At 65.6% G+C, this 23563-nt stretch carries 24 protein-coding genes; 3 read left to right on the forward strand and 21 right to left on the reverse strand.

What is annotated here, in order from left to right; genetic code table 11:
• Positions 1-10 precede the first annotated feature (10 nt).
• The 12 genes from QN413_RS23510 to QN413_RS23565 all read right to left on the reverse strand — a co-directional run bounded on the left by QN413_RS23510 (position 11) and on the right by QN413_RS23565 (position 11513).
• Positions 11-757: an ABC transporter ATP-binding protein gene (locus QN413_RS23510; protein ID WP_323499017.1), complete on the reverse strand. Its 747-nt coding sequence runs from the start codon at positions 755-757 to the stop codon at positions 11-13.
• Positions 754-2622 carry a branched-chain amino acid ABC transporter ATP-binding protein/permease gene (locus tag QN413_RS23515; RefSeq protein WP_323499018.1) on the reverse strand — a complete coding sequence of 623 codons (1869 nt, stop codon included), beginning with the start codon at positions 2620-2622 and terminating at the stop codon, positions 754-756. Before QN413_RS23515 ends, QN413_RS23510 begins: the two co-directional genes overlap by 4 nt.
• A complete protein-coding gene (locus QN413_RS23520; RefSeq protein ID WP_323499019.1) occupies positions 2619-3647 on the reverse strand; it encodes a branched-chain amino acid ABC transporter permease in 1029 nt (342 codons plus the stop codon). The genes QN413_RS23515 and QN413_RS23520 overlap by 4 nt, the downstream gene beginning before the upstream one ends.
• A 33-nt stretch (positions 3648-3680) precedes the next feature.
• The gene (locus QN413_RS23525; protein WP_323499020.1) at positions 3681-4826 is read right to left on the reverse strand and encodes an ABC transporter substrate-binding protein; all 1146 of its coding nucleotides are present in this window, start codon (positions 4824-4826) and stop codon (positions 3681-3683) included.
• Positions 4827-4964: 138 nt separating this feature from the next.
• The gene (gene paaE / locus QN413_RS23530; protein WP_323499021.1) at positions 4965-6062 is read right to left on the reverse strand and encodes a 1,2-phenylacetyl-CoA epoxidase subunit PaaE; all 1098 of its coding nucleotides are present in this window, start codon (positions 6060-6062) and stop codon (positions 4965-4967) included.
• A complete protein-coding gene (gene paaD, locus QN413_RS23535; protein WP_323499046.1) occupies positions 6059-6586 on the reverse strand; it encodes a 1,2-phenylacetyl-CoA epoxidase subunit PaaD in 528 nt (175 codons plus the stop codon). Before paaD ends, paaE begins: the two co-directional genes overlap by 4 nt.
• Positions 6587-6594: 8 nt before the next feature.
• Entirely contained in the window at positions 6595-7368 is a 774-nt protein-coding gene (gene paaC / locus QN413_RS23540) for a 1,2-phenylacetyl-CoA epoxidase subunit PaaC (RefSeq protein ID WP_323499022.1), read from the reverse strand.
• Positions 7369-7574: 206 nt separating this feature from the next.
• Positions 7575-7892 carry a 1,2-phenylacetyl-CoA epoxidase subunit PaaB gene (gene paaB, locus QN413_RS23545; protein ID WP_323499023.1) on the reverse strand — a complete coding sequence of 106 codons (318 nt, stop codon included), beginning with the start codon at positions 7890-7892 and terminating at the stop codon, positions 7575-7577.
• On the reverse strand, positions 7889-8905 hold the full coding sequence (gene paaA / locus QN413_RS23550; protein WP_323499024.1) for a 1,2-phenylacetyl-CoA epoxidase subunit PaaA: 1017 nt from the start codon (positions 8903-8905) through the stop codon (positions 7889-7891). Before paaA ends, paaB begins: the two co-directional genes overlap by 4 nt.
• 14 nt (positions 8906-8919) lie before the next feature.
• Positions 8920-10236, reverse strand: coding sequence for a phenylacetate--CoA ligase PaaK (paaK, locus tag QN413_RS23555; RefSeq protein WP_323499025.1), 1317 nt, complete (start codon positions 10234-10236; stop codon positions 8920-8922).
• Positions 10233-10727, reverse strand: coding sequence for a hydroxyphenylacetyl-CoA thioesterase PaaI (paaI, locus tag QN413_RS23560; protein WP_323499026.1), 495 nt, complete (start codon positions 10725-10727; stop codon positions 10233-10235). The genes paaK and paaI overlap by 4 nt, the downstream gene beginning before the upstream one ends.
• Before the next feature lie 3 nt (positions 10728-10730).
• Positions 10731-11513: an enoyl-CoA hydratase-related protein gene (locus QN413_RS23565; protein WP_323499027.1), complete on the reverse strand. Its 783-nt coding sequence runs from the start codon at positions 11511-11513 to the stop codon at positions 10731-10733.
• A 130-nt stretch (positions 11514-11643) separates the two neighbouring features.
• Here QN413_RS23565 and QN413_RS23570 point away from each other — a divergent pair, with 130 nt between their 5' ends.
• Both QN413_RS23570 and QN413_RS23575 read left to right on the forward strand, forming a co-directional pair.
• Positions 11644-12258, forward strand: a complete 615-nt coding sequence (locus QN413_RS23570) for a phenylacetic acid degradation protein PaaY (RefSeq protein ID WP_323499028.1) — start codon at positions 11644-11646, stop codon at positions 12256-12258.
• Positions 12259-12262: 4 nt separating this feature from the next.
• A complete protein-coding gene (locus QN413_RS23575; RefSeq protein ID WP_323499029.1) occupies positions 12263-12892 on the forward strand; it encodes a TetR/AcrR family transcriptional regulator in 630 nt (209 codons plus the stop codon).
• On the opposite strand, the gene QN413_RS23580 is transcribed toward QN413_RS23575, so the two are convergent.
• The 6 genes from QN413_RS23580 to tsaB all read right to left on the reverse strand — a co-directional run bounded on the left by QN413_RS23580 (position 12876) and on the right by tsaB (position 19284).
• Positions 12876-14366, reverse strand: coding sequence for a DUF1501 domain-containing protein (locus tag QN413_RS23580; protein ID WP_323499030.1), 1491 nt, complete (start codon positions 14364-14366; stop codon positions 12876-12878). The genes QN413_RS23575 and QN413_RS23580 overlap by 17 nt on opposite strands.
• Before the next feature lie 8 nt (positions 14367-14374).
• Positions 14375-16249: a DUF1800 domain-containing protein gene (locus tag QN413_RS23585; protein WP_323499031.1), complete on the reverse strand. Its 1875-nt coding sequence runs from the start codon at positions 16247-16249 to the stop codon at positions 14375-14377.
• 175 nt (positions 16250-16424) lie between these two features.
• Positions 16425-17249, reverse strand: a complete 825-nt coding sequence (pyrF, locus tag QN413_RS23590; protein WP_187053557.1) for an orotidine-5'-phosphate decarboxylase — start codon at positions 17247-17249, stop codon at positions 16425-16427.
• Between the two features lie 9 nt (positions 17250-17258).
• Complete coding sequence (locus QN413_RS23595; protein ID WP_323499032.1) at positions 17259-18035, reverse strand: uracil-DNA glycosylase family protein; 777 nt, start codon at positions 18033-18035, stop codon at positions 17259-17261.
• The gene (gene rimI, locus QN413_RS23600; protein ID WP_323499033.1) at positions 18032-18532 is read right to left on the reverse strand and encodes a ribosomal protein S18-alanine N-acetyltransferase; all 501 of its coding nucleotides are present in this window, start codon (positions 18530-18532) and stop codon (positions 18032-18034) included. Before rimI ends, QN413_RS23595 begins: the two co-directional genes overlap by 4 nt.
• Complete coding sequence (tsaB, locus tag QN413_RS23605; RefSeq protein WP_323499034.1) at positions 18529-19284, reverse strand: tRNA (adenosine(37)-N6)-threonylcarbamoyltransferase complex dimerization subunit type 1 TsaB; 756 nt, start codon at positions 19282-19284, stop codon at positions 18529-18531. Before tsaB ends, rimI begins: the two co-directional genes overlap by 4 nt.
• Positions 19285-19326: 42 nt before the next feature.
• Here tsaB and dacB point away from each other — a divergent pair, with 42 nt between their 5' ends.
• Positions 19327-20748 (forward strand): D-alanyl-D-alanine carboxypeptidase/D-alanyl-D-alanine-endopeptidase, encoded by a 1422-nt coding sequence (dacB, locus tag QN413_RS23610; protein WP_323499035.1) that lies wholly within the window; start codon positions 19327-19329, stop codon positions 20746-20748.
• A 15-nt stretch (positions 20749-20763) separates the two neighbouring features.
• Here the strand turns inward: dacB and QN413_RS23615 are convergent, their stop codons facing one another.
• From QN413_RS23615 to purE, 3 genes are read right to left on the reverse strand one after another with little or no spacing between them, the layout of a single operon-like run.
• Complete coding sequence (locus QN413_RS23615; RefSeq protein ID WP_323499036.1) at positions 20764-21762, reverse strand: L-threonylcarbamoyladenylate synthase; 999 nt, start codon at positions 21760-21762, stop codon at positions 20764-20766.
• A gap of 34 nt (positions 21763-21796) precedes the next feature.
• Positions 21797-22969: a 5-(carboxyamino)imidazole ribonucleotide synthase gene (locus QN413_RS23620; RefSeq protein ID WP_323499048.1), complete on the reverse strand. Its 1173-nt coding sequence runs from the start codon at positions 22967-22969 to the stop codon at positions 21797-21799.
• Between the two features lie 17 nt (positions 22970-22986).
• Positions 22987-23544, reverse strand: a complete 558-nt coding sequence (gene purE, locus QN413_RS23625; RefSeq protein WP_323499037.1) for a 5-(carboxyamino)imidazole ribonucleotide mutase — start codon at positions 23542-23544, stop codon at positions 22987-22989.
• Positions 23545-23563 lie beyond the last annotated feature (19 nt).

Consider the following 23563-nt stretch of genomic DNA (forward strand, 5'->3'; position numbering starts at 1 on the left):
TTGGAAGAACTCATTGCGCCGCTTTGTTCCCGACGCCTGTACCGATACCGAGATACGTATCGATGATGCGTCGGTCGTGCAGCAGATCGCGGGCCGCACCGGTGAGCGCGACAGCGCCCATTTCGAGCACGTAGCCGCGGTCAGCCACCTGCAGCGCGGCACGCGCGTTCTGCTCGACCAGCAGCACCGACACGCCGTGTTGCCGCAACGACGACACCACCTGCAACACCTCGCGCACGATGAGTGGCGCCAAGCCGAGCGATGGTTCGTCGAGCATCAACAGGCGCGGCCGTGCCATCAGCGCGCGGCCGATGGCGAGCATCTGTCGTTCGCCACCTGACAGCGTCGAGGCCATCTGGCCGCGCCGTTCGCGCAGCCGAGGAAAGATCTGGAAGACCTCGTCCATGCGCGCCTTCTGGTCGCGCCGGCCGGTGCGCCAGCGATTGAAGCCGCCGAGCAGCAGGTTGTCTTCGACCGACATCTCGGCGAACAACTCGCGCCGCTCCGGCACCAGCGACACGCCACGCGCCACCATCGCCTCGACGCTCGGGCGCGCGATGCGCTCACCGCTCAGCGACAGCGCGCCCTTCGCCGGCAGCAAGCCCATCGCAGCGCACAGCAAGGTGGTCTTGCCGGCGCCGTTGGGGCCAATCACGGTGACGATCTCGCCTTCGTTCACATCGAGTGCGACGTCGTGCACCGCTTCGACCGCGCCGTAAGAGACGCTGAAGTTTTCGAGCCTGAGCAAAGGGATCATGCGTTGCGCCTCACTGCTTCGAGCGCTTCGAAAGGTTCATCGTCGGCGACCCCCAGATAGGCTTCGAGCACCTTCGGATCGGCCTGTACTTCGGCTGGCGTGCCGGCAGCGATGACGGTGCCGAACTCGAACACCGTGATGCGATCGGCCAGGTTCATGACGAACTCCATGTCGTGTTCGACCACCAGGATGCCGAGTCCTTCACCCCGCAACTGCGACAGCAGATCGGCCAGCGCGCGCTTCTCCAGATGGCGCAGGCCAGCGGCCGGCTCGTCGAGCAGCAGCACCGCGGGCTGGCTCGCCAATGCGCGGGCGATTTCGACCACGCGCTGCTGCCCCAATGCGAGCGAGGCCGCCGGTGCATCGGCGTGCGCGCCGAGGCCGCAGCGCTCGATCTGCACGCGCGCTTCTGCCAGCAACGCAGCCTCTTCGGCGCGGTCGAGCCGTAGCATCGAAGCGACCCAGCCACGCCGCGCTCGGCGGTGCGCACCGAGCGCCACGTTCTCGATCACGCTGCGCTGGCCGAGCAGGCGGACATGTTGAAAGGTGCGGCTCAGACCCAGTGCAGCGAAGGCACGCGAAGGCTGTAGCAGCATGGTGCGACCCATCAGCTGGACTTCGCCCTCGGTCGGGTCGTCCACGCCGGAGATCATGTTGAAGAAGGTGCTCTTGCCTGCTCCGTTGGGGCCTATGAGCGCATGAATTTCGCCGGCCTTGCAGTCCATCGTCACCGCGTTGTTCGCGATGAGGCCGCCGAAGCGCTTGGTCACCGCGGTCGCCTGCAACAGCACTTCGCCGCGCGCCGGCAACGTGCGCTGCGTCAGGGCCGCGACATCGCGTGGCGCATGCGCTGTCTCGGGTCGGAGATAGCGCTGCGCCAGACGCCCCAGAGTCGGCCACAGTCCGTCGGCGAAACGCTGCAGCACCAGCACCATCAGGAGACCGAATACGATCACTTCGAAATTGCCGCTGGTGCCGAGCAGGCTCGGCAACACGTCCTGCAACTTCTCTTTCAACAGCGTGATCACGGTCGCACCCAGCACGGCCCCCCACAGGTGCCCCGAGCCGCCGACCACCGCCATGAAGAGGTACTCGATACCGATGTTCAGGTTGAACGGCGTCGGGTTCACGAAGCGCTGCATGTGCGCATAGAACCAGCCGGAAATCGCCGCCATCAGCGCCGCCAGCACGAAGAGCTTGACGCGATAGCGGGCGGTGTCGACCCCCATCGATTCCGCCATCAGCCGCCCGCCTTTCAATGCGCGAATGGCGCGGCCTTCACGCGAGTCGAGCAGGTTGTGCAGCAGCCACAGGCCGACCAGCAACGCCGCCCAGACCACGATGCCGAGCGCCCGCGGCGACGCCAATGACACGCCGGCGATGACCAGCGGCGGCACGCCGGTGATGCCGGTCTGCCCACCGAGAAAATCCATGTTGCCGAACAGGTAGTAAAGGCTCAGTCCCCAGGCGATGGTGCACAGCGGCAGGTAGTGGCCCGACAGCTTGACCGTGACCGCGCCGAGCGTCCATGCAACCGCGAAGGTCAGCACCAGCCCAAGAACCAGCCCGACCCATGGCAGACCCGCCGCACCAACGACGCTGCCGAGCGCGGCGACCGCCATCGGCGAGGTGCAGACCCACGCCGTCGCATAGGCGCCGATGCCGACGAAAGCCGCCTGGCCGAACGACGTCATGCCGCCGACGCCGGTCAACATCACGAGCCCGACCGCGACCAGCGAATAGAGCCCGATGTAGGTCATCACCACCACGGTGAACTCGGGCAGAAAACCCCACACCACAGCGAGCGCCACGATGACCGCCGCGGTGAGATGGCGGCGTGTGAGCCAACGCTTTTCCACCGTCATTCTTCGTCCTCCACGTGATGACTCTTGAGCGAGCGCCACCACAGCACCGGAATGATCAGCGTGAACACCAGAACCTCCTTGAAGGCACTGGCCCAGAACGACGAAAACGCTTCGAGCTGACCGACCAGCAGCGCGCCGGCCAGCGCCATCGGATAACTGCCCAGCCCGCCGACGATCGCAGCGACGAAGCCCTTGAGGCCGATCAGAAAACCTGTGTCGTAGTACACGGTCGTCAGCGGCGCGATGAGCAAGCCGGACACGGCTGCGATCAACGCCGACAGCGCGAAGCTGACGTCACCCGACAGTTCGGTCGGGATGCCCATCAGCCGCGCGCCGACGCGGTTCATCGCGGTGGCGCGCAAGGCCTTGCCGACCATCGAGCGGCCGAAAAACAGGAACAGCAGCACAACCAGCACCAGGGTCGTCCCGACCACCACCAGCGACTGCCCGCTGACCTGGAGGCCGCCGACTTCGAATCGGGCATCGGAGAAGGCCGGCGTGCGAGATCCTTCGGCGCCGAAGAAGAGCAAGCCGAGCCCGGTCAGCACGCCGTGCAGCGCGACCGACACGATCAGCAGCATCAGCACCGTGGCGTCGGCCAGCGGTCGGAATGCCAGCCGATAGAGCAGCGGCCCCAGCGGCGTGATGATGACCAGGGTGTTGGCCGCCTGCGTCCACAACGAAGCAGGCCGCCAACCGAGCACCAGCACGCAGGCCAGCACCGGCAACGCGACGCACCAGACCAGTGCCGAAGTCCAGTCGACCGTGGCACCACGTTTCCAGCGCCACGCTTCGACCACCAGCACCATGACGGCCAGTGCGACCAGCAGCCACAAAGTCGGCGGGATGCGGCCAGCCTGCATGGCGGCCATCGACAACGCGCCGAACGCGACCAGCTCGCCCTGCGGGATGAAGATGACGCGGGTTACCGAAAAAACCAGCACGAGGGCCACCGCCATCAGCCCGTAAACCGCGCCGTTGACCAGGCCGTCCTGCACCAGGAGCAGGGCGATCTGAAAATCCATTACTTACTTTCCGAAGTCACGCCTCAAGGCTGATCAGGGCTGGTATTTCCACGCGCCGTTTTCGATCTTGACCATCACGCGGGCTCGCTGATCGAGACCGAGGTGATCGGTCGGCGACATCGTGAAGATGCCGTGGGCGCCGGGCATCTCCTTGGTCTGCTCGAGCGCGTCGCGCAGTGCTGCGCGGAACTCCGGCGTGCCGGGCTGCGCTTTCTTGAGGGCGATCGGCACGGCCGCCGTCATGAGCAGGCCGGCGTCCCAGGCGTGCGCGCCGAAGGTCGATACCGTCCCCTTGCCGTACGCCGCTTCATAGGCCGCGACATAGGCCAGCGCGCTCTTGCGCACCGGGTTCGAGGCCGGCAGCTGCTCGGCCACCAGCACCGGACCGGCAGGCAGGAAGGTGCCTTCAACATCCTTGCCGCCAACGCGCAGGAAGTCGGCGTTGGCGACGCCGTGCGTCTGGTACATCTTGCCGGCGTAGCCGCGCTCCTTGAGCGACTTTTGCGGCAGCGCGGCCGGCGTGCCGGAACCGGCGACCAGCACCGCATCGGGCTTGGCGGCCATCAGCTTCAAGGTCTGGCCAGTGACCGACGTATCGGACCGTGCGAAGCGCTCGTTGGCGACGACCGTGAGGCCCTTGAGGCCTGCAGCCTTGGCGAACTCCTGCGACCAGCCTTCGCCGTAGGCATCCGAGAAGCCGATGAAGCCGACCGTCTTGATGCCGCTCTTCTGCATGTGCTCGGCGATGGCGAGCGACATCATGATGTCGTTCTGCGGTGTCTTGAATACCCATTTTCGCTTGGCGTCCATCGGCTCAATGATGCGTGCCGAAGCGGCCATAGAGATCATCGGCGTCAGCGCCTCGGCCGCGACGTCGATCATCGCCAGCGAAGCCGGCGTGACGGTCGAACCGAGGATGATGTCGACCTTGTTTTCGGCCAGCAGCTTGCGCGTATTGGTCACGGCCGCGGTGGTGTCCGATGCGTCGTCCAGCACGATGTAGTTGATCTTTTGGCCGCCGATGGTCTTGGGCATCAACGCGATGGTGTTCTTTTCGGGGATGCCGAGCGATGCGGCCGGGCCAGTGGCCGACAGCGTGACGCCGACGTTGATGTCGGCATGCGCGGACAGCGCCGCAGCCAGCAAGCCGACCAGCAACAGGGGATTCAAAAGCTTCATTCTTGTCTCCAGGAAATTGAACTCAAACAGAAAAGTTGGAACGACGGGCGCAGCGCGCCAGAAGGTCGGGGAGAGGCGTAGTAGAGAGTCTCGCGGGCGTTGCCGCCATCGGGATTGACCCCGGCTCGCGTGAAGATTTCAACGCTCGTCGAACGACAGCACTACGCGATCGGTCAGTGGATGGGCCTGGCACGTCAATACGAACCCGGCGGCGACTTCCTGCTTGTCGAGCGCGAAGTTGCGCTCCATGCGCACCTCGCCTTCGACCAACTTGGCGCGGCAGGTACCGCACACGCCCGAGGTGCACGAGAAAGGCACTTCGAGCCCTGCAGCAGAGGCGGCATCGAGGATGCTCGGCTGGCCCTTGCGAAACGAGATCTCGCGCTGCAGTCCATCGCGCACGATGACGATGCGGGCCTGTTCGGCATCGCCGGGCAGTGCTTCGTGCAACACCGCGTCCACTGCCGTCCCGGCTGCGGCGCCAGTCGGAAGCGCGACGCCGAAGCGCTCGATGTGAATGCGTTCTTCGGGCACGCCGGCAGCGAGGAGCGCCGCCTCGGCCTCGTCGTTCATCTGGAACGGCCCGCACACGAACACCTCGTCGATCTGGGCTGCAGGCACCACGCTTCGCAGGAACTCACCGATCTTGTCGCGGTTCATCACGCCATGGTTCAACGGCGCATCGGTCTGCTCGTCGGAGAACACGTGCTGCAGCACCAGCCGCGTCATGTAGCGGTTCTTCAGGTCTTCGATCTCTTCCTTGAACATCGTCGACTGCAATTGCCGGTTGCCGTAGATGAGCGTGAAGCGGCTCAACGGCTCGCGTGCCAGCATCGTCTTCATGATCGACAGGATCGGCGTGATGCCGCTGCCGCCCGCGATACCGACGTGATGCCGCTTCGTGGTCGGATCGAGCGGCACGAAGAAGCGACCTTGCGGTGCCATCACGTTCACCGTATCGCCAGGCTGCAGGTGCGCGTTGATCCAGTTGGAGAACACACCCCCCCGCACCTTGCGGACGCCGACGCGCAGCTCGCCGTCGTCGACGCCGGCGCAGATCGAATACGAGCGCCGCAAGTCCTGGCCGTCGATGTCGGTGCGCAGCGTGAGGTACTGCCCTTGCGTGAAGCCGAAGACTTCGCGCAACTCGGCCGGCACCTCGAACGACACCACGACCGCCTCCTGCGTATCGGGCTCGACCGCGCGGACGCGCAGCGGATGAAAGATGACGCTCATATCGGCTTGAAATATTCGAAGGGTTCCTTGCACGCGAGGCAGCGGTAGAGCGCCTTGCATGCGGTGGAGCCGAAGGCCGACAGCCTCTCGGTATGGCGGCTGCCGCAACGCGGGCATTCGAGTGGCTGCATGTCGAGGCCGCGACCGAAAAAGCGGATCGGTACCGCCTCACCTACCCTGACTTTGGCGATCACGTGCGGTGGCGCAATACCGTATTCGGCCAGCTTGCGACGGCCTTCGGCGCTGATCCAGTCGGTCGTCCATGCCGGCGCGCGGCGCAAGGTGACACGGGCCGGGCCGAGCCCTGCTCCGTCGATGGCCGCCAGCACATCGTGCTCGATGACCTCTGTCGCGGGGCAGCCGGAGTACGTCGGCGTCAGCACGATTTCCAGTCCGTCGTCATGCGCGATCACGTCGCGCACGATGCCGAGATCCCGCACCGACACAGCCGGCACTTCGGGGTCGAGCACCGTCGCAAGCACCTCCCAGGCGGCCTCGACTTGCGCGGCATTCGGCACGAGCATTGCAGCAGTCACCACACACCTCCAGGGAACGCGCGCTGCAGGTATTGCATGTCTGCCAGGATGAAACCCATGTGCTCGCTGTGCCGGCCCCGCTTGCCGTCGCTGCGGAAGGCGGAATCTTTCGGCACCGTCAAGCCGGCTTCGTCGAGGATGAGCCTCATGTCGGCCATCCATGCTGTCTGAAGATCAGCCCAGCGCGGGCCGATGCCAGCAGCGCTCGCTTCATCGTCGATCGCATCGGTGTCGAACAGTTCGGGCACGTAGCGCCACAGGTCGACCAGCGCAGTCTCCATCCGGCGGCGCGACTCATCGGTGCCGTCGCCCAGTCGCACGACCCAGTCACCCGAGTGCTGCTGGTGGTAGCGCGCCTCCTTCACCGCCTTGCCGGCAATGGCCGCGAGTTCGCTGTCGCTCGACGCGGCCAGCCGTTCCCACAGCAGCTTGAGCCAGGTCGCGATCATCGTGTTGCGCAGCACGCTGAACGCGAAGTCACCGCGCGGCAACTCGACCATCGTGAGATTGAGGTAGTCGCGCTCGTTGCGCAGAAACGCAAGCTGGTCTTCGTCGTGCGGCACGTCTTCCAACTCGCCGGCACGGGTCAACACCGCACGCGCTTGGCCGAGCAGATCGAGCGCGATGTTGGCCATTGCGATGTCTTCTTCGAGCACCGGCGCATGGCCACACCACTCACCCAAACGCTGGGCGAGGATGAGGCAGGTGTCGCCGATGCGCAGCAGGTATTGCGTGGCGGGCTTGCGATCGAGTTCGATGGAGGATTGCATTGTTAGTAGCTCCCGTTGTGCTGCGGGTTGCCTTGTTCCTGGCGGTGATCAGAGCGCTTTGAACAAAGATCACGTCGGTGGCGTGCTCTCCGCAGCGAAATAAAGGAGGAGCCCGAAGGGCGGGGGACATTCGCGGAGGAGAGCACGCCGTCGGCGTGAGCCCACCCCCTACTGCACCGCATTGAAGCTGGAACAACTTTCATAGCTCACATGTGATCGACAGCTTTAGGCAACACATAGAACGTCGGATGCCGATACACCTTGTCTTCCGCCGGATCGAAGTACGCGGCCTTGTCCCCCGGGTCGTTGGCGACGATCTGGTCGGAGCGCACCACCCAGATGCTGCTGCCTTCTTGCCGTCGGGTGTACACGTCGCGCGCCATCTGGATCGCCATCTTCGGGTCGGCCGCGTGCAGGCTGCCGCAGTGCTTGTGATCGAGTCCAGCCTTGCTGCGCACGAAGACTTCCCACAGCGGCCACTCAGGTTGAGTAGCCACGTTGGCAGTCGAAGCTTCGCTCGTCATGCGGCCTCCTTCATCGGCTGCTTCTGCGCGTGCGCCATCGCTGCTTCGCGCACCCATGCACCGTCGTCCCACGCTTTGACACGCGTTGCCAGACGTTCGCGATTGCACGGCCCATCGCCACCAACGACACGCCAGAACTCGCTCCAGTCGATGGTGCCGTGGTCGTGCGCCTGGCGCTCTTCGTTCCACTTGAGGTCCGGGTCGGGCAAGGTCACGCCGAGGATGCGCGCCTGCTCGACGGCGGCGTCGATGAACTTCTGCCGCAGGTCGTCGTTGGAGAACCGCTTGATGCCCCAGCGCATCGATTGCGCCGAGTTGGGCGACTGATCGTCGGGCGGGCCGAACATCATGATCGACGGCCACCACCAGCGATTTACCGCGTCTTGCACCATCGCCTTTTGCGCGTCGGTGCCTTGCGTCATCATGGTCAGCAGCGCTTCATAGCCCTGGCGCTGATGGAAGCTTTCTTCGCGGCAAATGCGAATCATGGCGCGGGCATACGGCGCGTAGGAGCAGCGGCAGATCGGCACCTGGTTCATGATCGCGGCGCCATCGACCAGCCAGCCGATGGTGCCCATGTCGGCCCATGTCAGCGTCGGGTAATTGAAGATCGAGCTGTACTTTGCTTTGCCCGTGTGCAGTGCATCGAACATCTGGTCGCGCGAGGTGCCGAGCGTCTCTGCCGCAGCGTACAGATAGAGACCGTGACCGCCTTCGTCCTGCACCTTCGCCAGCAAGATCGCCTTTCGCTTCAAGGTCGGCGCGCGGCTGATCCAGTTGCCTTCGGGCAGCATGCCGACGATCTCCGAATGCGCGTGCTGGCTGATCTGCCGCACCAGCGTCTTGCGGTAATGGTCGGGCATCCAGTCCTTGGCCTCGATGAAATCGCCGGCATCGATGTGCGCATCGAAGCGCTCTTCGAGGCGCATCTCTTCGGCCGAGCGGATGGCTTTCTTCTTGCCATCGGCGTCACTACCGTCCTTGCCCATCGTGTCCATCGCTTGCGTGTACATGGTGTCTCCTGTGTTCAATGTGGGCGCGTGTCGACCACGCGCCGCGCCTTGCCGGTTTGAGTGCGCTCGATGCTGTTCGGATCGAACACGCGCACCTGCGTCGAAATGCCGATCAGCGTCTTCACGCGGTGCTGCACCCACTGCGCGATCGCGCTGCGGTCGCCTTCGGTGATCGCGCTTCCGGTGGGCTGCAGCTCGCAGTGCACTTCGACCTGGTCGAGCAAGCCGTCGCGGCTCACGTGCACTTGATAGAGGCCCGACAGCCGCTGGTGCGCGAGCACGATTTCTTCGACCTGCGTCGGGAACACGTTGACGCCGCGGATGATCATCATGTCGTCGCTCCGCCCGACGATCTTGCCCATGCGGCGGAAGGATCGCGAGGTCGGCGGCAGCAGCCGGGTGAGGTCGCGCGTGCGATAGCGGATGACGGGCATCGCCTCTTTGGTGAGCGAGGTGAAGACCAGCTCGCCCTCTTCGCCATCGGGCAACAACTCGCCGGTGTCGGGGTCGATGATCTCAGGGTAGAAGTGGTCCTCCCACACCACCGGACCATCCTTGCTTTCGATGCACTCGCTTGCGACACCGGGGCCCATCACTTCTGACAGACCATAGATATCGACGGCGTCGATGCCGGCCTTGTTCTCGATGTCGTGGCGCATCGCTTCGGTCCACGGCTCGGCGCCGAAGATACCGATCTTGATGCCGCTGCTGCGCGGATCGACGCCCTGGCGCACGAACTCTTCCATGATCACCTGCATGTAGCTGGGCGTCACCATGATGATGTCGGGCTTGAAGTCGCGGATGAGTTGCACCTGCTTTTCGGTCTGGCCGCCCGACATCGGGATGACGGTGCAACCGGCGCGCTCGGCCCCGTAGTGCGCACCCAGGCCGCCGGTGAAAAGGCCGTATCCATAGGCGACATGGATCATGTCGCCGGCCCGGCCACCGGCCGCACGAATCGAACGCGCGACCAGGTCGGCCCAGATGTCGATGTCGTTCTTCGTATAGCCAACCACCGTAGGTTTGCCGGTCGTGCCCGAGGACGCATGGATGCGTGCCACCTGCGTGCGCGGCACCGCGAACATGCCGAACGGGTAGTTGTCGCGCAGGTCGCCCTTCACCGTGAACGGGAACTTCGCAAGGTCGCTCAGTTGCTTCAGGTCGCCGGGCTTCACGCCCTTGGCGTCGAAGGCTTTGCGGTAGTGCGGCACATGGTCATAGGCGCGTTGCAGCGTCGCCTGCATGCGTTGCAACTGCAGCGCGACGATCTCGTCGCGGCTGGCGACTTCGATCGGCGACAGGTCGCCGGGTTCGGGGCGCTTCGCGGTCATGGGGTGTCTCCCGCAGCGGCCACGGTTTCGGGCGCGATCGCTGTTGCGATGGGCTTTACCGCTGGCCTGCCTTTCAGGGTGTGCGAGCGGCCACGGAACACCGCGATGCGCTCACCGCGCTGGTTGGTCACTTCGGTGTCGTAAACGCCGGTACGGCCGCTCTTGGAAATCTCGATGCAGCTTGCAGTGAGCTGGTCGCCTTGCCGCGCCGGCGCGATGAAGTCGATGCCGAACGACGACGCCACCGTGAGCTCGTCGTACGAGTTGCAAGCGAAAGCGAAAGCCGAATCAGCGAGCGTTGCGATAAAGCCACCGTGGCAGGTGTCGTGGCCATTGAGCATGTCTTCGCGCACACGCATCGCCAGCGTGGCCGCGCCGGGCGCAATGGCGAGTACCGCCATGCCCAATGTGCGGGTCGCGCGGTCGTTGCGCAGCATGCCCTCGCCCACGCGCTCGGCGGTTTGCTGCGGTGTCGGCTGCAACGTTGGCATGCTTCAGCGATCGGTGAAGCGCGGCGCGCGCTTGTTGCGGAAAGCGTCGACGCCTTCGAGGTAATCGTGCGCGGCGCCGAAGCGGCTTTGCAGCTGCGCTTCGTTGGCGAGCGCACCGGCCAGGTTCATGTCTTGCGCTGCCGACAGCGCTTGTCGCGTCGCGACCAACGCCTGCGTCGGCATACCGGCGAGGCGCGTCGCCAACGCGGTGACGGTGTCGATCAGCGCAGCGTCGTCGACGCACTGCCAGATCATCCCCATCGCCGCGGCGTCTGCAGCCGGCACCTTGTCGCCGAGCATCGCAAGGCCCAGCGCGCGGGCACTGCCGACAAGGCGCGGCAGCAGCCACGTGCCGCCGGTGTCGGGCACCAGGCCGATCTTGGAGAACGCCTGGATGAAGCTGGCCGAGCGCGCCCCGATCACGAAGTCGCAGCACAGTGCGAGATTGGCGCCGGCACCCGCCGCGACGCCGTTGACAGCTGCGATCACCGGTACTGGCATCGATCGGATACGTTCGACCAGTGGCGCGTAAGTGCCGGTGATCAGCTGGCCGAGGTCTTTGCCGGGCGCAGCCATCGGATCGCTCAGATCCTGCCCGGCGCAGAAACCGCGTCCGGCGCCGGTGATGACGACGCAACGCACATCGGCATCGTCGGCCGCAGCGTTCAGCGCAGCAATCAGCTCGGCGTGCATGGCGGTGGTGAAGCTGTTCATCGCGGCCGGACGGCTGAGCGTCAGCGTGGCGATCGCGCCGCTTCGGGCTGCAAGTATCGAAGGCTCCGTCATCGTGGTGTATCTCCGTCGCTCGGCAAAACACTATTGACCGACCGTTCGGTAGATTTTAAGATTCGTCGATCGGGTCGCGCAAGCCCCCGCCGTCGCATTGACGTCGGTGCAAACCCTGAGGAGACAAAACATGCCCTGCTATGCCATCGAAGGCGTCGTGCCCGTGGTCGACCCGACCGCCTACGTGCACCCGACCGCCGTGCTCATCGGCGACGTGATCGTGGGCCCGGGCTGCTACGTCGGACCGCTGGCCAGCCTGCGCGGCGACTTCGGCCGCATCGTGATGAAGACCGGCTCCAACGTGCAGGACACCTGCGTGGTGCACGGCTTTCCGCTGCAGGACACGGTCATCGAGGAGAACGGCCACATCGGCCACGGCGCGGTGTTGCACAGCTGCATCGTGCGGCGCGATGCGCTGGTCGGCATGAACGCGGTGGTGATGGACGAGGCCGAAGTCGGTGAAGCATCCTTCGTCGCGGCCTGCGCTTTCGTGCCTGCCGGCATGAAGATTCCGCCGCGCAGCCTGGTCGCCGGGATGCCGGCCAAGGTCAAGCGCGAACTAGGCGACGCCGAGATCGCCTGGAAACTCGAAGGCACCCTGACCTATCAGGCGCTCGCGCGCCGCTGCCTCGCCAGCCTGGTCGAAGTGCAGCCGCTCACCGTCGTCGAGGCCGATCGGCCGACCGTGCAGCGTTCGTCGGTGCGCTCGCTGGTCGACACCAAGCGCAACGCTTCGGCGGACTGACCCGATGGCACGCGGAAGAGCCGCCAACTACGACGACCAACGCGACATGATCCTGGCGCGCGCGGCCGGGTTGTTCGCGCAGCGCGGCTATCCGTCGACGTCGATGAACCAGGTGGCGGAGGCGTGCGGGCTGTCGAAGGCGACGCTGTATCACTACTACCGCGACAAGTACACCTTGCTCGTCAGCATCGCCGACGATCACGTGTCGCGCCTGGCCGCGCTGGTGGAAGACGAAGCCAGCCTGGCGCTGCAAGGCGAAGCGCGCCTGCGGCACTTCATCCAGCGCATCGTCGCGGAATACGCCGATGCACAGGACGCGCACCGCGTGCTGACGGAAGACGTCAAGTTCCTGGGGCCGACCGACCGCGAGCGCGTGCTCGGCAAGGAGCGCAAGGTGGTCGCCGGTTTCGCTAAAGCGGTGGCCGAAATGCGCGGAGACAAGCCGGGCAAGGCGCTGTCAAAGCCGCTGACCATGCTGCTTTTCGGCATGATCAACTGGATGTTCACCTGGATGAAGCCGGGCGGCAACCTCGACCATGCGGCGATGGGACCGATCGTGGCGGATCTCTTCATCGGCGGCATCGGTGCCGTCGCTGCGCCGGTGTCGCCGGTGAACGTCAAGCCGGCTTCATGAATCCGACATCGCGCGGGTAGGTGTAGGTCGTGCCGTTCACCACCAGCGTGTTGCCGTTGAAGTTCTTCAGGTTTGGCAGGATGTCGAGCAGTTGCGCATCGTTCAGGCCGAACCACTTGCCCATGGTCGCGCCGTACTGATCGACCGAGGTGGTCGGGATCAACCGGCCCTGGCCGACGTGGCCTTCGTAGCCGTCGAGCGTGGAGGTGTTGTTGATGCTCACTGGTGGCGGCGCACCGTAGATCATGTTGCCTCTGACCGCGCCGCCGACCACGAAGTGGTGGTTGCCCCAACCATGGTCGGCGCCGTCGCCGTTCGATGCCAGCGTGCGGCCGAAATCGGATGCCGTGAAGGCGGTCACCTTGTCGCCGAGGTTTTCGGCAACCATCGCCGCATGAAAGCTGGCCATGGCGTCGCTCACTTGCTTCAACAACGGCGCCTGGTTGTTGATCAGGTTGTCGTGCAGGTCGAAGCCGCCCATCGAGACCATGAACACCTGGCGCTTGGCACCCGTCGTAGCGCGTCCGCGAATCAGGCGCGCGACCATGGCGAGCTGGTTGCCGAGGTTGGTGGCCGGCACCGGAAACGTCCCGGCGGCATAGGGCTGCGCGATGGCGGTCGTCACCGTGCCTTCAGCCTCCACCGCGCGCTTGGTGACTTTGTTGTATTCGTTCTCGAGCTTGTGCGTACGGGGTTGTTGGGTCAGCGCCTGCATCGCCGACTTGACCGTAGCCGAGCCGTACAAAGTGGTGCCGGAGGCCGGACTCACACTGTTGATGCGCACGGCACCGCCGCTGCTCACCTGGTATTGCAGCGCACTGTCGCCCGACAAAAACACCGCGTTGCCGGTGACCGAAATACAGGTGAAGAGCGACGTGCTGTTCTGGCCGAGCACCAGGTCGCCGATGTTGCCGCCCCATCCCACGGTCGAGCCTTCGGGCGACGACGATTGCCATGTCGACTGTTGGTCATTGTGCGAGAAGAGCTTGGGCGGTTGCGGAAACAGCTTCTTGTTGCTGTTGTTGAAACCGGCGCGGCTGAGCGGCACGACCAGCGGTCCGACGTTGAGCTGCACCGCCGCATTGCCGGCATCGAAGAGGCTCTTCATCGCCGTCATTGACGGGTGCAATGCGTATTGGCGATTGCCCGACAGCGGCGTGGTGGGGCTGAGCGCGGTGGCGGCCAGGTCGGCCTTCGCGATCGCGATGCCGCCGGCCGACTGAACGCCGCCGCGGATGGTGCTGTACTTGCCGTAGCTGTCGTCGTCGTAGGTAACGACGGTGTTGGCGTAGTCGCAGCCACCGTACAAAAACACGCAGACAAGCGCCTTGTAGTCGGTGGCGGTCTGCGCAGCGGCCTCACCCATGGTGGCCAGGTTGAGCGCGAACGGCATGGCAGTGCCAGCCAATGCCAGGGAACTGGAACGCTTCAGAAACGCTCGGCGCGAATGGCCCTTCGGGTCGATGTAATGCATGGGGGCGCCTATTTCTGGATCAGGTATTCGGGGGAGGCCAGCACCATCAAAATCGCCGCGTAGATGCGGTTGTTCTTCAGGGTGTCGTTGGTGCTGCCGGCCGGGATGGGCGGCGTTGCGAGCGCATTGGTGATCAGCGCCACAGTGGCCGCCGAAAGCTGGTTGGCGCACATCACGAGGTTGAGCCGGCGCACGAGTGCGGCTGCATCGAACACCAGCGATTTTTCGACCGTGTAGCTCGCGCTCACATCCTTGGTGTCGTAACCGTTCTGAAGGATGTTCTGCATGTAGTTGAGGTACCCGCCGACGCTGGTCTCGTTTACCAACTGGAACTCCGGCGCGACCTTGCCTTCACTGGCCAGCACCGTCGACGGCGGCACATAACCGGGCCTGAAAAAATTGAACACCGAAGGCGAGCGCAGCGGGCTCTGGCCGAGCCGATTGGCCGCATCCGAGGTGTTGTCGACTTTCCAGGTGTCCTTGACCGAGGTCACGCCGAAGCTGCGTGCCCATTGCACGAGGCGCAGCATCGGTTCGCGCAGGCGGCCGAAGTTGGGGTCGGTCAGACCGGCCGGGCTGCGTGCTTCGTTATCGAGCAACACGGCCGCGAAGACGCTCTTCATGTCGCCACGAACACCGGCACCGTTGTCGGCGAACACGGCCGCGACGCGTGCAATGTAGGCTGCGCTCGGGTTGCTGGTAATGAGCCGCTCGATCAGCTGCTTGCAGATGAAGGGCGCGGTGTTCGGATGATTGGTGAGCGTGTCGAGCGCCGTCTTCAGTGAAGCGGCACCCTTGGTACCGGCCGCGATCGTGGTGCCGAGAAAGTTCGACGCCATCGTCGAATGGTTGTTTTCGGTCAGCACCATGGGCCGTTGGGTCCACTGGTTGCTTTCGATCGTGTAGGTCTGGCCCGGTGGCGTGAAGACGCCTTTTTCGGCCGTCTTGATGTCGAGGTCGTAGCCGGTGAAGACCCGCGCGATGTTGGTCACGTCGTCTTGCGTGTAGGTGTCGAGCGGCGTGCCGTCGGCCGCGCGCTTGATGCTGCCGTCGGCATTGAGCTGATACAGCCCCAGCGTCATCAACTGCATGACTTCGCGGCCAAAGTTTTCATCGGGCTGGCGGCCGGACGAATTTTCTTTCATGTTGCCGCGCGTGTTCAGGTAGAAGCCCATCGCCGGATTCAGCGTGATGTCTTCGAGCAGCTTGCGGAAATTGGTGGTCACGCTTGCGACCATCGTGTCCCAGTACTGCGCCATCATCATGTCGGGCCAACTCGATCCGATGTCATTGGCCGACACCACGAAGATCTCGGAGAAGACCATCGCCATGCGCTTGCGGAACCCGTCCGGCGACGACATGAGCTGGTTCCAGATCATGTTGTCGGTGTAGGCCGTGTTGTAAGGCTTGCTGGCGAGCCATTGCCAGCCGGTTTGCGAAGGCGCCAGGTCGGCCTGCTCGCCGATCCAGGTCAGGTAGCCCTTCGCGCGGACCGCCGCGATGTCGGTTTCCGTCGCCGAGAACTGCGCCTGCAACAAGAAGCGCGCGGCCTCGTCGTCGGTCTTGGCGGTGGTGTAGATGTAGGTGCCGGCGGTCGGCGTGTTTTGCAATGCGGTGAGAGACCCGGCCGCGACCTGGGTGCTTCCGGTCGAGGTGGCTCCGTTGGTGCCACCGGCGGCCAGAAAGGCAGCGCCACTGCTCCCTCCACCGCCGCCACCGCCGCATGCGGCGAGAGCCGCCGCGGCCGCCAGCGCCGCCGTCAGCGAGAGCCGGCTGCCGTGTCCGGCTTCGCTGGGTGTGCTGCCAGAACTTTCGTTTGACGAAAGGGCGCGCGTTGTCTCTTCGGTCGCGATTTCGCGACCGGTCTGCAAGTCTTCGACCATGGGTTTCCTCGTCCTCGACGCTGTTGCGTCACTCCGCTCAAGGCAAATGCCGTGCCCGACCATGGGTGGGCCACAGGAACTCTAAAGGACGTCTGTAGGACAAGGACTGTAAGAAGATGTGACTTTTTTCGTCACATCGATACAACTCGGCATTGCGCGTGCCGAAAAATGTCGGTCAGTTTTTGGCTGCTTCGAGCGCGTTTCGGGTCTGCAGGGCGACCGCCCTTGCCGCCGCCGCAAAGTCGTCTTTGTCAGAGGCGTAACAGATTGCGCGCGATGAATTGACGACGATCGGCGCATCGCTTCGCCAACCTGCGCGGACAGTTGCAACGGCGTCACCACCTTGGGCTCCGACGCCCGGGATAAGTAACGGAACCGTCGGCGCTAAAGCACGCACCCGTTCTATTTCTGCCGGGTACGTCGCGCCGACGACAAGGCCGAGTTGCCCGTTCAAATTCCATGGACCTTGCGCGAGCCGTGCAACGTGTTCATACAAAAAAGGTTCTCCTTTTATGCCGGCGAGTCGCTGGCCCTGCAGATCGGCACCGCCCGGGTTGCTGGTTCGGCACAGCAAAAAGGCGCCTTTGCCGTCGTGCCGGAGATACGGCTCGACCGAATCGAACCCCATAAAAGGCGACAACGTGACCGCATCGGCGCCGTAACGCTCGAAAGCCTCACGCGCATATTGCTCAGCGGTCGAGCCGATGTCGCCACGCTTGGCGTCGAGGATGACCGGGACATGCGGCACGTTGCGGCGCAAGTGCTCCATCAACTGCTCGAGTTGGCCTTCTGCGCGGTGCGAGGCGAAGTAAGCGATCTGCGGCTTGAAGGCGATCGCCAAGTCGGCAGTGGCGTCGACGATGCGGGCGCAAAAGTCGTAGATCTTGCTGGCGTCGCCTTTGAGGCCTGCCGGAAAGCGGGCCGGCTCCGGATCGAGGCCGACGCACAGGAGCGAGCCGTTCTGGCGCTCGGCGGCGCGCAACTTGTCGAGAAATGTCATGGGCCGATTCTAGGAAGCGACGCGCTCGAACTCGGCGGCGGCCAGACAGAGGTCGGCCCAAGCCTTGGCCTTGTCGGCCGGATTGCGCAAGAGATAGATCGGGTGATAGCTGGCGACCAGCGGGGTTTCCGCCACGCCTTGATCGACTTGTACTTGTGCAACGCGGCCGCGCAACTTTCCGAGCGGCTCGTCGCTTTGCATCAGACCCTGGGTCGAGAGCGGCCCCAGCGCCAGCACGAGCCGGGGTGCCAGCGAGGCAGCCTGCGCGGCGAAGCCGGTGCGGAGCGGCGCTACGTCGCCTGGCGGCGCACCGGTGGCGCTGCGGTGAACGCGCGCCAGATGCACCGGCGCCGTCCCGCGATCGAGTTGCAGCGCGCGCAGCATGTTCTGCAGCAGACGCCCCGCCTCGCCGGCAAAGGGTTCGTCGTCGTGGCGACGGTCGGCCGAGGGCGGAGTGTCGACCACCAGCAGCCAGCCGTTTTCGGGCGGACCGCTGCCGTCGTAGAGGCGGATTGCGGGTTCGATCAGGATGGCGGCGGTTTGTGCCGTGCCCGGTGTGCGCCGGGCCGCTGACGTTGCCGCCGGCACACCTGCCGCTGTCCCGTCATGCGCCGCTGGAGCGTTCGCGGCTGGCGGCACGACGGCGACGCGTTCGCGTGCGGCAACGGGCGCCTCGGGCGCCGCGCTGGTGGCCATCCGCTCCGCCGTCGGCCACCAGACCTTGACGCCCATTTCTTCGAGCATGGCCCGCTGGCGTGCATCGAGCTGCATCGTCGCTTCGGTCATTGCAGGGCGCCCCAGGCGCTGCCGGTTTCGTCGAGCCGCAAGCTCATCACCACGGCGTCTTCGCGACGATTGCCGAGGTCGGGGTAGTAGGCCTTGCGCACGCCGACACGGCGAAAGCCCTGGCGCGTATAGATGTCGAGGGCGCGCTGGTTGCTCTGCCGCACTTCGAGCCAAAGCCATTGCGCCGCCTGGACGCGCGACCAGCCGCAAAGGGCTTCGAGCATCAACGGCGCCCAGCCCTGCCGCTGAAACGCCAGTGCCACGGTGAAATTGAGCAGATGGACCTCATCGACGCCCTTCATGGCAACGAAGTAGCCGATGAGCGTATCGCCGCCCATCAGCAACTGGCAGTGATAGCCGGCCGTCATCGAGTCGGAAAAGTTGGTCGGTGTCCAGGGGTGGCTGTACGCAGTGCGCTCGACCGCGCAGACCGTGTCGATCCAATCGGCGGTCAGTGGTTCAAGCCGGGCTTCGAGGGGCTGGAGGACGGCGCTCATTTCAATGCAGTAGCAACAACGGCGCCAGCTTTAAGGGCGGCCCGTTCTTCGGTGGTCTGGGCGACTTTATCGCGGACGTACAGCGGTGCGGCGTCGGCCGGGGCGACGGCGCGGCCGGCCACGAGCAGTGCAGGTGCCAGCCGCAGCATGGCGACGGCGGTCGGCAGTACCGGATGGCGCGCGGTGCCGGCTGCCAGACGCTCGCCGTAGGCGGGGAAGGCGTTGCCGGCGAGCGCGAAACCGGGCGGGACGACCAGCGCTTCGGGCGCCAGCAGCTGTGCTTCGCCTAAGTCGGCGAGATCGCTGATCTCGGTGCGACAGGCCTCGGCTCGGCTGCCATCGCCCAGTTCGTTTTGGCCATCGAACACGTAACACGCCGCATAAACCTGGTCCATCCGCGCATCGAGCACCGACACCACCCGCGTCGCGCCGAAACGATGGTGCGCTTCTTCGGCCACTGCATGCAGGGTGTCGACCGGCAGCAGCGGCACATCGGCGCCGAAACCCAGCCCCTGCGCCACCGCACACGCGGTGCGCAACCCGGTGAACGATCCGGGCCCGCGACCGAAGGCGATCGCGTCGAGCTCGCGCAGCGTGAGCCCGGCCTGGGCAAGCAGTTGCAGGACCAGCGGCAGCAGCGTGGTCGACGACTGCGCCCCGCCGGCACCGCTGTGCTCGAAGAGCAAGTCGCCGTTCTGCACCGCGACCGACAACTGGTCGGTGCTGGTGTCGAAGGCAAGCAATTTGGGCATGCGGCGATTATCGAGGCGCGGGCCGGCCGGGATAATCCGGCGATGCCTTTCGCCCTTCCCAAGCCCTGGCGCCAAGCCGTCGTTTTCGCATGTGCCCTGGCCGCCATCGCGCACGCCACCGCGCAAGCGCTCCCGTCTGAAGTCGATGCCGCCCTGACGCGCGCCAAAGTGCCGCGCGATGCGATCGTCATGTTGGTCGCCGATGCCGATGGTGTACGGCCGCCGCGGCTCGCCTGGCGCACGCAAGTGCCAGTCAATCCGGCATCGATCATGAAGCTGGTCACGACCTATGCCGCGCTCGACCTGCTCGGCCCGGCCTTCACCTGGACCACGCCCGTCTACGTCGATGGGCCCATCGTCAACGGCGTGCTCAACGGCAACCTGTACATCAAGGGCCAGGGCGACCCCAAGCTGGTGATCGAACGCATGTGGCTGCTGCTGCGGCGCATTCAGGGGCTGGGCATCAACAGCATCGCGGGCGACATCGTGCTCGACCGCAGCGCATTCGAAACCGTGGAGGCCGATCCGGCCGCGTTCGACGGCGAAGGCTTGCGCCCCTACAACGTGGCGCCCGACGCGCTGCTGCTCAATTACAAGTCGGTCGTGATGACCTTCGTGCCGAACCGCGCCGCGCAAACGGCCCAGGTCAACTTCGAGCCGTCACTGACTGGCGTGACGATGCAGCGCACGGTGCCGCTGTCGGCCGGCGACTGCGGCGATTACCGCGCCACGCTCGCCGCCGACTACGCCGATGGCGCACGCATCGGCTTTGCCGGCAGCTACCCCGCAAGTTGCGGTGAAAAGGTCTGGGCCGTTGCGTACGCCGACCCGCGCAGCTACGCGGTGCGGGCCATCGGCGGGCTGTGGAGCGAAATGGGCAGCCAGCTCAAGGGCCAGGTGCGCGAAGGTCGGGTGCCGGCCGGGCTCAAACCAGTATTCGAAGTCGCCTCGCCGCCGCTCGCCGAGGTAATTCGCGACATCAACAAGTACAGCAACAACGTGATGGCGCAGCAGCTCTTCCTGACGCTCGGGCTGCAGCAAAAAAACCGCGGCACGCTCGACGGCGCGCGCGACACGGTCAAGCAATGGTGGAACGACCGCATCGGCACCGGCGAAGGTCAGCCGGTGTTCGACAACGGCTCGGGCCTGTCGCGCAACGAGCGCATCACCGCCGCCGCGCTGGCCAAGATGCTGCAGGTGGCCTGGCGCTCGCCGGCCATGTCGGAGCTGATGTCTTCGCTGCCGGCCTCCGGCGTCGACGGCACGCTGCGCAAGCGCGCACTGCGCTCGGGCGGCGCGGCGCACCTGAAGACGGGCACGCTGCGTGACGCGGCGGGCGTAGCGGGCTTTGTCGATGGCGCCAGCGGCCGGCGCTACATCGTGATCGCCATCGCCAACCACGCCAATGCGAGTGCGGCACGGCCGGCGTTCGATGCACTGGTCGACTGGGCGACCCAGGACTGAAACTGACTGGCTGATTCAGGCTGCGGCGCGCTGCAGCCTGTCGCGCACGCCTTCCCACTCGGCGTCGGCCGGTGGCGTTTCGACCCATATCAGCCTCACGCCCTGTGCATCGAAGGCCCGCAGCACGGCGAACAACTGGTGCGCGCTGGCGACCGCGTCGTCGGGCATGCGCCGTTGCACGATGTGCGGCGACGGGCTCCTGAGCACGCTGCGCGACCACACCGCGATGTGGCGCGCATTGGCGCCGAGCACGTCGAGCGCGGTCTGCATGGCGCGTGCGTCCATCAAGCGCAGCTTGGCGGCCGGGGCGTAGTGCGATTCGAGCGTGCCCGATGCGCGCGGGTCGGGCGACGCCAGCTCTTGCTTGCTGCGGAGCGGCTGGCCGCAGGCCGCTTCGATTTGCGCACGCGTGATGACGCCGGGCCGCAGCAGCACCGGCGCGCCGCGGCTGCAGTCGACGATGGTCGATTCGATACCGACCTCGCACGCGCCGCCGTCGAGCACCAGCAACGCGTCGCCGAACTCCTCGTGCACGTGCTGCGCGGTGGTGGGGCTGACCCGGCCGAACCGATTGGCGCTCGGGCCGGCCAGGCCGGGAACGCCCAACTCGGCGCAGGCGACCAGCAGGGCCTGCGCGACCGGGTGCGCCGGACAGCGCAGACCGATGGTGTCTTGTCCGCCGGCGGCGGCGGCGCCAACGCCGGGCTGCCGCGTGACGACCAGCGTCAGCGGGCCGGGCCAGAAAGCATCGGCGAGCGCTTTGGCGAACGGCGGTAGCGGCTGCGCAAAGCGCGACAGCGATTCTTCGCCCTTGATACCGGCCGCGATGTGGACGATCAGCGGATGGTCGCTCGGCCGGCCCTTGGCCTTGAAGATACCGGCCACCGCCGCATCGCTGCTCGCGTCGGCGCCCAGCCCGTACACCGTCTCGGTCGGAAAGCCGACCAGCCCGCCGGCTCGCAACACGAGCGCTGCGTCGTGCAGGGCGTCAGGCGTTGTCCCATCCCTGATCATTGGCAGCCTCTTCGGCGAAGCGAGGTGTGCACGATCACTCGGACAACGGAATCGGAAGGCCCAGCAATGCGGCTGCGAAATCCGCCGTGCCGCGCACTTCGTCGATGTCCGCGCCAGTGATGTTCAGGTGCCCCATCTTGCGACCGCGCCGCGCCTCCGTCTTGCCGTAAAGATGCAAGTGCACCCCTGACAGCGCCAGCACGTCCGCCCATTCAGGCTCCATCGGCTCGTCGGCCGATGGGCCGCTGCTCTCGTTCCTGAACCACAGATCGCCAAGCAGATTGAGCATGACCGTCGGGCTGTGCTGTCGCGGCTGCGTCAACGGCAGACCGGCGAGGGTGCGCACCTGCAACTCGAACTGCGACAGGTCGCACGCGTCCATCGTGTAGTGACCGCTGTTGTGCGGGCGCGGTGCCATCTCATTGACGACCAGCGCGCCGTCGGCCAGCACAAAAAATTCGACGCACAGCACGCCGACGTAGTCGAGCCCGGTGGCGATCGACTTGGTCGCCGCGATGGCACGCGCCGCCAGATCGGCCGGCATGTTGCCTTCATGCACCTCGGTGACGGCAAGGATGCCGTCACGATGCAGGTTGCGCTGCGCCGGAAAGTTGACGACCTGGCCATCGTGCCCGCGTGCCACGAGGACCGAGCATTCGAATTCGAGCGGCAATCGTTTTTCGAGAACGCAGGCGACGCTGCCGGTGTCGGCCCAGGCATCGGCGAGCTCGGCGCGAGTCGTCACGTGGCGCTGGCCCTTGCCGTCGTAGCCGAGGCGCGCTGTTTTCAGGATGCCGGGCAGCAGATCGTCGGCCACGGCGTCGAGCTGGGCTACCGACTCGATCACCGCATACGGTGCGCACGGCACGCCGCAGCGGGCGAAGTGCGCCTTCTCGGCGATACGGTCTTGCGCGATGGCGACGGATGCCGCAGCGGGTGCGACGGGCCTGGCGGCTGCCAGGTGGTCGAGCGACGGTGCGGGCACGTTCTCGAACTCGGTCGTGATGGCGTCGGCAAGACCGGCGAGCCGCGCAAGTCCATCGACATCGATGTAGTCGGTCTGGATGAAGTGGTGGCTGACGCGGCCGGCCGGGCTGGCGGTGTCGGGGTCGAGCACTGCGGTGAAGTAGCCCATGCGCTGCGCCGCGTGCACGAACATTCGGGCCAGCTGGCCACCGCCCAGCACACCCAGCGTGGTGCAGGGCATCAGCGGCAGACCGCGAATCACAGCGCGCTCCCGCCCTGCGGGCCTTGCGTCGCCAGCGCGATCACGCCAGCGCTTTCGTAGCCGGCCGGTGGCAACGTCATCGCCGTGGCCGCTTCGGTCTGCCGGGCACGGAAGGCGTCGAGCTTCGCGCGCATCGGCGCATCGTTGACCGCCAGCATCGCCACCGCGAAGAGTGCCGCGTTGGCCGCGCCCGCGTTGCCGATGGCGAAGGTCGCGACCGGCACGCCCCTGGGCATCTGCACGATGCTGTAGAGCGAATCCACACCTTGCAGATGGCGGCTGGCGACCGGCACGCCGAGGACAGGCACGGTGGTCTTGGCAGCCAGCATGCCGGGCAAATGGGCCGCGCCGCCTGCGCCGGCGATGATCGCAGCGAGCCCCCGGCCGGCAGCGGATTCGGCATACGCGAACAGTTCGTCCGGCATCCGGTGGGCCGACACCACGCGCGCTTCGTAACGGATGCCGAATTGCACGAGAATCTCGACCGCATTGTGCATCGTCTCCCAATCGGAGCTCGAGCCCATCACCACACCGACCTGAATGGATTCGTTCATGGTTTCAATTTTACGTTTC

Origin of the sequence: Variovorax sp. LG9.2 (assembly GCF_035018885.1) — a bacterium.
GTDB lineage: Bacteria > Pseudomonadota > Gammaproteobacteria > Burkholderiales > Burkholderiaceae_C > Variovorax.

Bases quoted from the DNA above. Each gene is read 5' to 3' on its own strand.
- QN413_RS23510 (WP_323499017.1), bottom strand. From the start codon at position 757: ATGATCCCTTTGCTCAGGCTCGAAAACTTCAGCGTCTCTTACGGCGCG.
- QN413_RS23515 (WP_323499018.1), bottom strand. From the start codon at position 2,622: ATGACGGTGGAAAAGCGTTGGCTCACACGCCGCCATCTCACCGCGGCG.
- QN413_RS23520 (WP_323499019.1), bottom strand. From the start codon at position 3,647: ATGGATTTTCAGATCGCCCTGCTCCTGGTGCAGGACGGCCTGGTCAAC.
- QN413_RS23525 (WP_323499020.1), bottom strand. From the start codon at position 4,826: ATGAAGCTTTTGAATCCCCTGTTGCTGGTCGGCTTGCTGGCTGCGGCG.
- paaE (WP_323499021.1), bottom strand. From the start codon at position 6,062: ATGAGCGTCATCTTTCATCCGCTGCGCGTCCGCGCGGTCGAGCCCGAT.
- paaD (WP_323499046.1), bottom strand. From the start codon at position 6,586: ATGCTCGTGCCGAATGCCGCGCAAGTCGAGGCCGCCTGGGAGGTGCTT.
- paaC (WP_323499022.1), bottom strand. From the start codon at position 7,368: ATGCAATCCTCCATCGAACTCGATCGCAAGCCCGCCACGCAATACCTG.
- paaB (WP_323499023.1), bottom strand. From the start codon at position 7,892: ATGACGAGCGAAGCTTCGACTGCCAACGTGGCTACTCAACCTGAGTGG.
- paaA (WP_323499024.1), bottom strand. From the start codon at position 8,905: ATGTACACGCAAGCGATGGACACGATGGGCAAGGACGGTAGTGACGCC.
- paaK (WP_323499025.1), bottom strand. From the start codon at position 10,236: ATGACCGCGAAGCGCCCCGAACCCGGCGACCTGTCGCCGATCGAAGTC.
- paaI (WP_323499026.1), bottom strand. From the start codon at position 10,727: ATGCCAACGTTGCAGCCGACACCGCAGCAAACCGCCGAGCGCGTGGGC.
- QN413_RS23565 (WP_323499027.1), bottom strand. From the start codon at position 11,513: ATGACGGAGCCTTCGATACTTGCAGCCCGAAGCGGCGCGATCGCCACG.
- QN413_RS23570 (WP_323499028.1), top strand. From the start codon at position 11,644: ATGCCCTGCTATGCCATCGAAGGCGTCGTGCCCGTGGTCGACCCGACC.
- QN413_RS23575 (WP_323499029.1), top strand. From the start codon at position 12,263: ATGGCACGCGGAAGAGCCGCCAACTACGACGACCAACGCGACATGATC.
- QN413_RS23580 (WP_323499030.1), bottom strand. From the start codon at position 14,366: ATGCATTACATCGACCCGAAGGGCCATTCGCGCCGAGCGTTTCTGAAG.
- QN413_RS23585 (WP_323499031.1), bottom strand. From the start codon at position 16,249: ATGGTCGAAGACTTGCAGACCGGTCGCGAAATCGCGACCGAAGAGACA.
- pyrF (WP_187053557.1), bottom strand. From the start codon at position 17,249: ATGACATTTCTCGACAAGTTGCGCGCCGCCGAGCGCCAGAACGGCTCG.
- QN413_RS23595 (WP_323499032.1), bottom strand. From the start codon at position 18,035: ATGACCGAAGCGACGATGCAGCTCGATGCACGCCAGCGGGCCATGCTC.
- rimI (WP_323499033.1), bottom strand. From the start codon at position 18,532: ATGAGCGCCGTCCTCCAGCCCCTCGAAGCCCGGCTTGAACCACTGACC.
- tsaB (WP_323499034.1), bottom strand. From the start codon at position 19,284: ATGCCCAAATTGCTTGCCTTCGACACCAGCACCGACCAGTTGTCGGTC.
- dacB (WP_323499035.1), top strand. From the start codon at position 19,327: ATGCCTTTCGCCCTTCCCAAGCCCTGGCGCCAAGCCGTCGTTTTCGCA.
- QN413_RS23615 (WP_323499036.1), bottom strand. From the start codon at position 21,762: ATGATCAGGGATGGGACAACGCCTGACGCCCTGCACGACGCAGCGCTC.
- QN413_RS23620 (WP_323499048.1), bottom strand. From the start codon at position 22,969: ATGCCCTGCACCACGCTGGGTGTGCTGGGCGGTGGCCAGCTGGCCCGA.
- purE (WP_323499037.1), bottom strand. From the start codon at position 23,544: ATGAACGAATCCATTCAGGTCGGTGTGGTGATGGGCTCGAGCTCCGAT.